Source organism: Ignavibacteria bacterium (assembly GCA_016873845.1).
Taxonomy (GTDB): domain Bacteria; phylum Bacteroidota; class Ignavibacteria; order Ch128b; family Ch128b; genus JAHJVF01.
Genome location: VGVX01000101.1, coordinates 1 through 6134 on the forward strand (window position 1 = coordinate 1; position 6134 = coordinate 6134).

5 protein-coding genes are annotated in these 6134 nt (G+C 38.8%); all 5 read right to left on the minus strand.

What is annotated here, in order from left to right:
- Positions 1-574, minus strand: a 574-nt coding sequence (locus tag FJ213_12425) for a cytochrome c (protein ID MBM4176957.1), incomplete at its 3' end; no start/stop codon positions are given.
- A 1-nt stretch (position 575) separates the two neighbouring features.
- On the minus strand, positions 576-1106 hold the full coding sequence (locus FJ213_12430; protein ID MBM4176958.1) for a DUF3341 domain-containing protein: 531 nt from the start codon (positions 1104-1106) through the stop codon (positions 576-578).
- Positions 1103-2476 (minus strand): hydrogenase, encoded by a 1374-nt coding sequence (locus tag FJ213_12435; GenBank protein MBM4176959.1) that lies wholly within the window; start codon positions 2474-2476, stop codon positions 1103-1105. Before FJ213_12435 ends, FJ213_12430 begins: the two co-directional genes overlap by 4 nt.
- Positions 2469-5462, minus strand: a complete 2994-nt coding sequence (locus tag FJ213_12440) for a 4Fe-4S dicluster domain-containing protein (GenBank protein MBM4176960.1) — start codon at positions 5460-5462, stop codon at positions 2469-2471. Before FJ213_12440 ends, FJ213_12435 begins: the two co-directional genes overlap by 8 nt.
- 31 nt (positions 5463-5493) lie before the next feature.
- On the minus strand, positions 5494-6134 hold a 641-nt coding region (locus FJ213_12445; GenBank protein ID MBM4176961.1), incomplete at its 5' end, for a cytochrome c3 family protein.

A 6134-nucleotide genomic window follows, 5' to 3' on the forward strand; every position in this document is an offset into this window, starting at 1 on the left:
CTTTCGATTGTTTTTCCTGCAGTTCTCTGATGTGAAGAATTATCTCCCATCTATTTTCAGAGGAGATTTGAGATGTAATCGAGGGCATATTTCCCTGACCATACGTTATGATGTGAAATATTTGTCCATCTTTCATTGATAAAGCTCTTTCGGCGAATAGTGATGGAGGCGGCGGAAATCCCTTCTTTACAATAATTCCATCCCCTGTTCCCGAAATTCCGTGACAGGGAGCACAATAAATGGAGAATTGTTTCGATCCTTTTTCTACTAGCTCGATGCTGTCTTTCGGAAGAGGATTCTTCAGTTCATTTCCGGCTCGAACAGCATCATCGGGCGATGAAGTATATGGAAGTTTGTCAAATCCTTTTACTAATGTTCCATCTATGGGCAATTGAAGTGTTTTACCGTCGGGAAAATTTTTATTGGGTGCAAAAGTATTATAAGGAACCGAGTTGACCATCCCAGGAAGCAATTCTGAATTTCTTTGAGTGAAATCTCTTTTCACTAAAATCGTTCCCGCAACAAGAAGAATAAAAATCAAAGCAAGAAATATGTTTAATGACAATCTTGACATCTCAATTCTCCTCCTTCTGTAATCTTTCTTCAAACTCAACTGCATTGAACGAAGCAAATATTTCCGATGCAGATTTTACATCAAAGCTGGCATCAGATTGCACAAGAACTAATGCGAATCTGTTGTCTGTAACCCTTTTATATAAACTTTTTGGTTTTTTTGCTGGACGCAATTTGCTGATTATTATAAAAGTCAGCACGGTTCCAACTCCAGCAAATAGAACCATAATTTCGAAAGTAACAGGTACGAATGCAGGAATAGAGCGGAGTGGTTTACCGCCAACGTTTACCGGCCAGCTTGTAGCAGACGTCCAGACTTGATACCATAATTTTGCGATTGCACCCAGCAAGCCCAATCCAAGACAGACCCAAGGAAGTCTTGAAGGTTTCAGTCCTATTGCATCGTCCAACCCATGAACTGCGTATGGAGTGAAGACATCGAGAATTTCGTAATTGTTATCACGTGCGGCTCTCGTTGCATTTAAAATGTCTTTTTCATTTTCGAAGTAGCTGATGAAAAGTCTTCTCGTCATTTACTGCCTCCATGAGAATTTTTCCCATAGTTCAAAACACCCTTTATTTCTCCAATCGAAATCATTGGAAGAAACCGCGCAAACAAAAGAAAGAGTGTGAAAAATAATCCAAAGCTTCCTATCAAAGTCGCAATCTCAACAGACGTGGGAATATAATTTGCCCAGCTTGCAGGGAGATAATCTCGGCTTAAGGATATTGTAATGATCACAAATCTTTCAAACCACATTCCAACATTTATAAAAATTGAAAGAATGAAGACTAAAATCATATTAGTCCGGATTTTTTTCCACCAGAAAAACTGAGGAATGACAATATTACAGAAAACCATAATCCAGTATGCCCAAGCGAATGGTCCAAGTGCACGATTAATGAAAGCGAATTTTTCGTAAGGATTACCGCTGTAAAGCGCAATGAAAAATTCAGTTGCGTATGCTAAACCTACAATTCCCCCAGTCGCAATAATTATTTTACACATTGATTCAACATGCTTTGCTGTAATGTAATCTTCAAAGTGAAATACTTTTCGGACAATCAGCATCAATGAAAGCACCATAGCAAACCCTGAGAAGACTGCACCTGCAACAAAGTACGGCGGAAAAATTGTCGTATGCCATCCTGGAATAACTGAAGTCGCAAAATCCCAGCTGACGATTGTGTGAACTGAAACCACTAACGGAGTCGCAAGCCCAGCAAGAAGCGTGTAGACCGTTTCATAACGCGACCAAGTTTTATTCGAACCATTCCAACCGAGACTAAAAAAACCAGCGAAGAATTTTTTAAGCTTTGATTTGGTTCTGTCACGAATCGTGGCAAGATCTGGAATTAATCCTACATACCAAAACACTAAAGAGATTGTGAAGTAAGTTCCGATTGCAAACATATCCCAAACTAACGGTGAACGGAAATTTACCCATAAAGGTCCTCGAAGATTTGGATATGGGATTACCCAAAATGCAAGCCAGGGTCTTCCCATGTGTATGATTGGAAAAATTCCAGCACAGATTACGGCAAAAATTGTCATCGCTTCTGCAGAACGATTGACCGAAGTTCTCCATTTTTGATTGAAAAGAAAGAGAATCGCTGAAATCAAAGTTCCTGCATGACCTATTCCAATCCAAAAAACAAAATTAGTTATGTCAAATGCCCATCCAACAGTATTATTTAAACCCCAAGTCCCAATCCCAGTTTGAATTTGATAAGTTACTGCAACTATACCAACAATTAACATTGACAATGCGGCAAAAAAAGTTATCCACCAGGCAATTGAAGACTTTTTTTCGAACGGTGCACAAACATCATGTGTAACATCAGAATAAGTTTTATTTCCAAGTATCAGAGGTTTACGAAGTATCGAATAATTATCAGCCATTTACTTTCTCCTCTTCGCTGCTATTCTTGACATACTTTAGGTAGCCGACAGATGGCTTAACTCCAAGTTCATCAAGCACACGATAATATCTTGAGTCTTTTATTTGTTTTGAAATCATGCTTTCGTTGTCGTTTATATCACCAAAAGTAATTGCTTGAGCAGGACAGGATTGCTGACATGCCGGTTTGATATTGCCGTCTTTTAACACAGTACCATCGATCTTCGCTTTTATCTTTGCTTCTTGAATTCTCTGAATACAGAAACTGCATTTTTCCATAACCCCGCGTTCACGTACAGTTACATCGGGATTCAAAACCAATTTCTGCATTTCATCTTCCTGCTCATAGTCGAACCAATTAAACCTTCGCACTTTATAAGGACAATTGTTCGAGCAATATCGAGTTCCAACACATCTATTATAAACTTGTTGATTTAATCCTTCTTCGCTATGGACCGTTGCAAGTACAGGGCAAACAGTCTCACATGGAGCATTGTCGCAGTGATGACACATCATCGGCTGATGCGAAATGCTCAGTTCTCCGGTTTCTTCATCGTAATACCTATCGATGCGAATCCAGGTCAGCTCACGATTTCTGTAGACTTCGTCTTTTCCGACAACTGGAATATTATTTTCTGCTGTGCAGGCAATAACACAAGCAGAACATCCTGTGCAGGCAGAAAGATCAATCGACATACCCCAGTGATATCCGGTGTATTTGTGCTCTTCCGGCCATAAACTAGGATGTTCCGCTTTGCGGAGGTTTTGAGTGTGTGGAGCTTTTAAATATTCTTCGAGTGTTAGCTTTTGAACTATTGGACGTGCTTGGCCATTTAATACATCAACATTCTTAGGTTCTTGAAGTGAATGATGCTCTTGGGTTGATGCGAGCAAATATTTTCCCCTAAGTTTTGTAATCTTAGCATCAATTCCAGAGAACTTAACATTTTCGTTTTCAAATTCTAATAGGTGGAATGCGTTTTTTCCGACTAAACTTCCTTTCTCGACTGTTGGTCTTGCTTCAAGCCAGTTTGGACCAATGTTAGTAAATCGGTCCGTTCCTTTTCTTCCATAACCAAGTGCAACTGCAATTGTTTTTTCATTCTGACCTGGTTGGATATGAACTGGCAGTTCAATTGATCCTTTAGCTGTTTGAATGGAGACTATATCACCTTCAGAGAGATTTAATTTTTCTGCAGCTAAATGAGATACAGACGCATAATTATCCCAAACGATTTTTGTTATCGGGTCGGGTAGTTCTTGCAGCCATGGATTGTGTGCATGTTTTCCATCGAGAATTGCAAGTTTGGGATAAAGGACTAATTTAAGCTCGCTCTCGCTTAAAGTTGAATCGTTCTTAATAAAATTAAGAGATGACTTGGAAAAGCCAGAAGTGATTTTTTTCGCGTGTGAATATTCAATGTATCCATTTTGTAAGGCAGAATCCCAGAACTTTTGAAAATCTTTTTCTTTGGTTTGAAGCTTGAAATAACTGTTCCGCCAAGTTTCTTTTATAATATCTACTGCATTTTGATTTTTTCCGCTCCAAGACACTAAGCATTCTATTAAAGGTCTAACTTGACCAAATGGATTAATCGCTGGCTGTTGAATTGAAACAATCCCATTGCTTGGCTCAGAATCGTTCCACGATTCAAGCATGTGGGGTTCGGGGCAAACGAAACTTGAAACTTCCGCAGTTTCATTTAACCTGTCGGCAAACGTAACAACGACAGGAATTTCTTTTAATTTGTTCGACAAGATTTTTGCATTTGGTAGATCGTACGCGGGATTCAATCCATAAATGAACAACGCATTGACTTTTCCTGATTCAACTTCATTGAGAAGTGCAAATAGATCCTTATCGCTGCTTTGTGCTTGATTTGATGGAGAGGAAATATCAATCGTTTCGCCATAATTTCCCAAAAGCGAATTCAAATAATTTACTAAGATTTGAAGCTTGAGATCGTTTACTCCGCAGACGAGTAAACTCTTTCCTTTCGATTTCCAGAGACGATTTATAAGCTGTGCTTTGAACTTTGGAGCAAGAACCGATTTGAAATTGTTCGATGTGTTTTTAATCCCCGCTTTGTTCTCAATTTCAAAAATCAATTCGAGCACGATATTTTTATAATCATCAGGCGAAACCGCTATTCGCTTATCGGCATTACTTCCGGTCAGTGAGACTCGCGATTCAATTTGAACATGATATGCGAATTTTGATTCTTTACCGTTTAGTTTTCTTGCTGAATGATATGCATTTGTAAATTCGACGGGTGAAATCCACGTTGCCAAAAAATCTGCATCGATACTCACAATTACTTCGGCTCTGTCAAAATGATATTTCGGAAGAACTCGCACGCCAAAGCTCTTTTTATGTGAATCGAGAATAGCAGAATTTGAAAGCGGATCATAAACTATGTGTTTCGAATCTTTGAATTGTGATAGGAAAGTATGAATTGATGCATTAATCGTCGGACTTGTTACAGTGCTTGTTAAAAATCTTACTGAGCCATTGTTTCTTTTTACCTCTTCAATTTTGCTTTTTAGAGAAGCGTCAAACGTCTGCCAATCGGTTTCTTTACCTTGAACGACCGGATTCAGCAATCTTTTCGAATCATACAGCGAAAGAACCATTGCTTGACCGACGGCACACAATCCACCTTTTGAAATTGGGTGAGCTGGATTTCCTTCAAGTTTAATTGGCCTGCCATCACGGTTTTTTACTAGCACACCGCAATTTGCATTGCATCCATTACACACAGAAGTATACCAATAAGCTAATCCTGGAGTAATTTCTTCGGGCTTAACTAAATATGGAATTGCCTTTTCAATATTTCCTTGCTGACAGCCTGCAACCATTGCCCCAGCAAAAGTGAATCCGGCAAGCTTCAGAAATGTTCTTCTATCGTAAAGATGAACAATTTCTTCTTGCGGATTAGCTCTCTCTTTAACTTCAGAATCGTTTTTCAAATTTTTGTTTTTCGACATAACTTTTTCAGTTAATAGTTTAACTTAAAAATCAGTAATGACAAGCCACGCAATCAGTAGATGCTCTCACTTTTATTCCATTTAATCCATCTCTATTCGAATCTCTGTGGCAATTAACACACCAACCCATTGAAAGATCATTTACTTGACGAACTCGTTCCATAGTCTCAATTGCACCGTGGCATGTTTGACACTGAACGCCAGCTGCAACGTGTGGACGATGATCGAAATAAACGAAGTCGGGCAAGTTATGAACCTTCAGCCATTCAATCGGCATAGGATGTTTAGTTTCATCCTTTAATCGTTCATTATTCAATCCCATCGCATCATATATTTTTTTGATTTCACCCGAAACAATCAGATTAGGTTTACGTTGTTGTGCATCTGCGGAATCGTTTTCAGCTTTAACATTTACAAAGGGAGCTGTAATAAACTTATGGCAATTCAAACAAACGTTTGTTGGTGGAATTCCTGCATGCTTACTTTTAGCGGCTCCAAAATGACAGAACAAACAATCAACGCCAAGCTCGCCGGCATGAAGTCGATGTGAAAAAGAAATCGGTTGAACTGGTTCATATCCTTCATGATTGCCAGAGAATTTGAAATTCTGATAGTATGCTGAAATAAACATCAATAGAGCGAGAAAAACTCCGATCGATAAATAAATTGTAA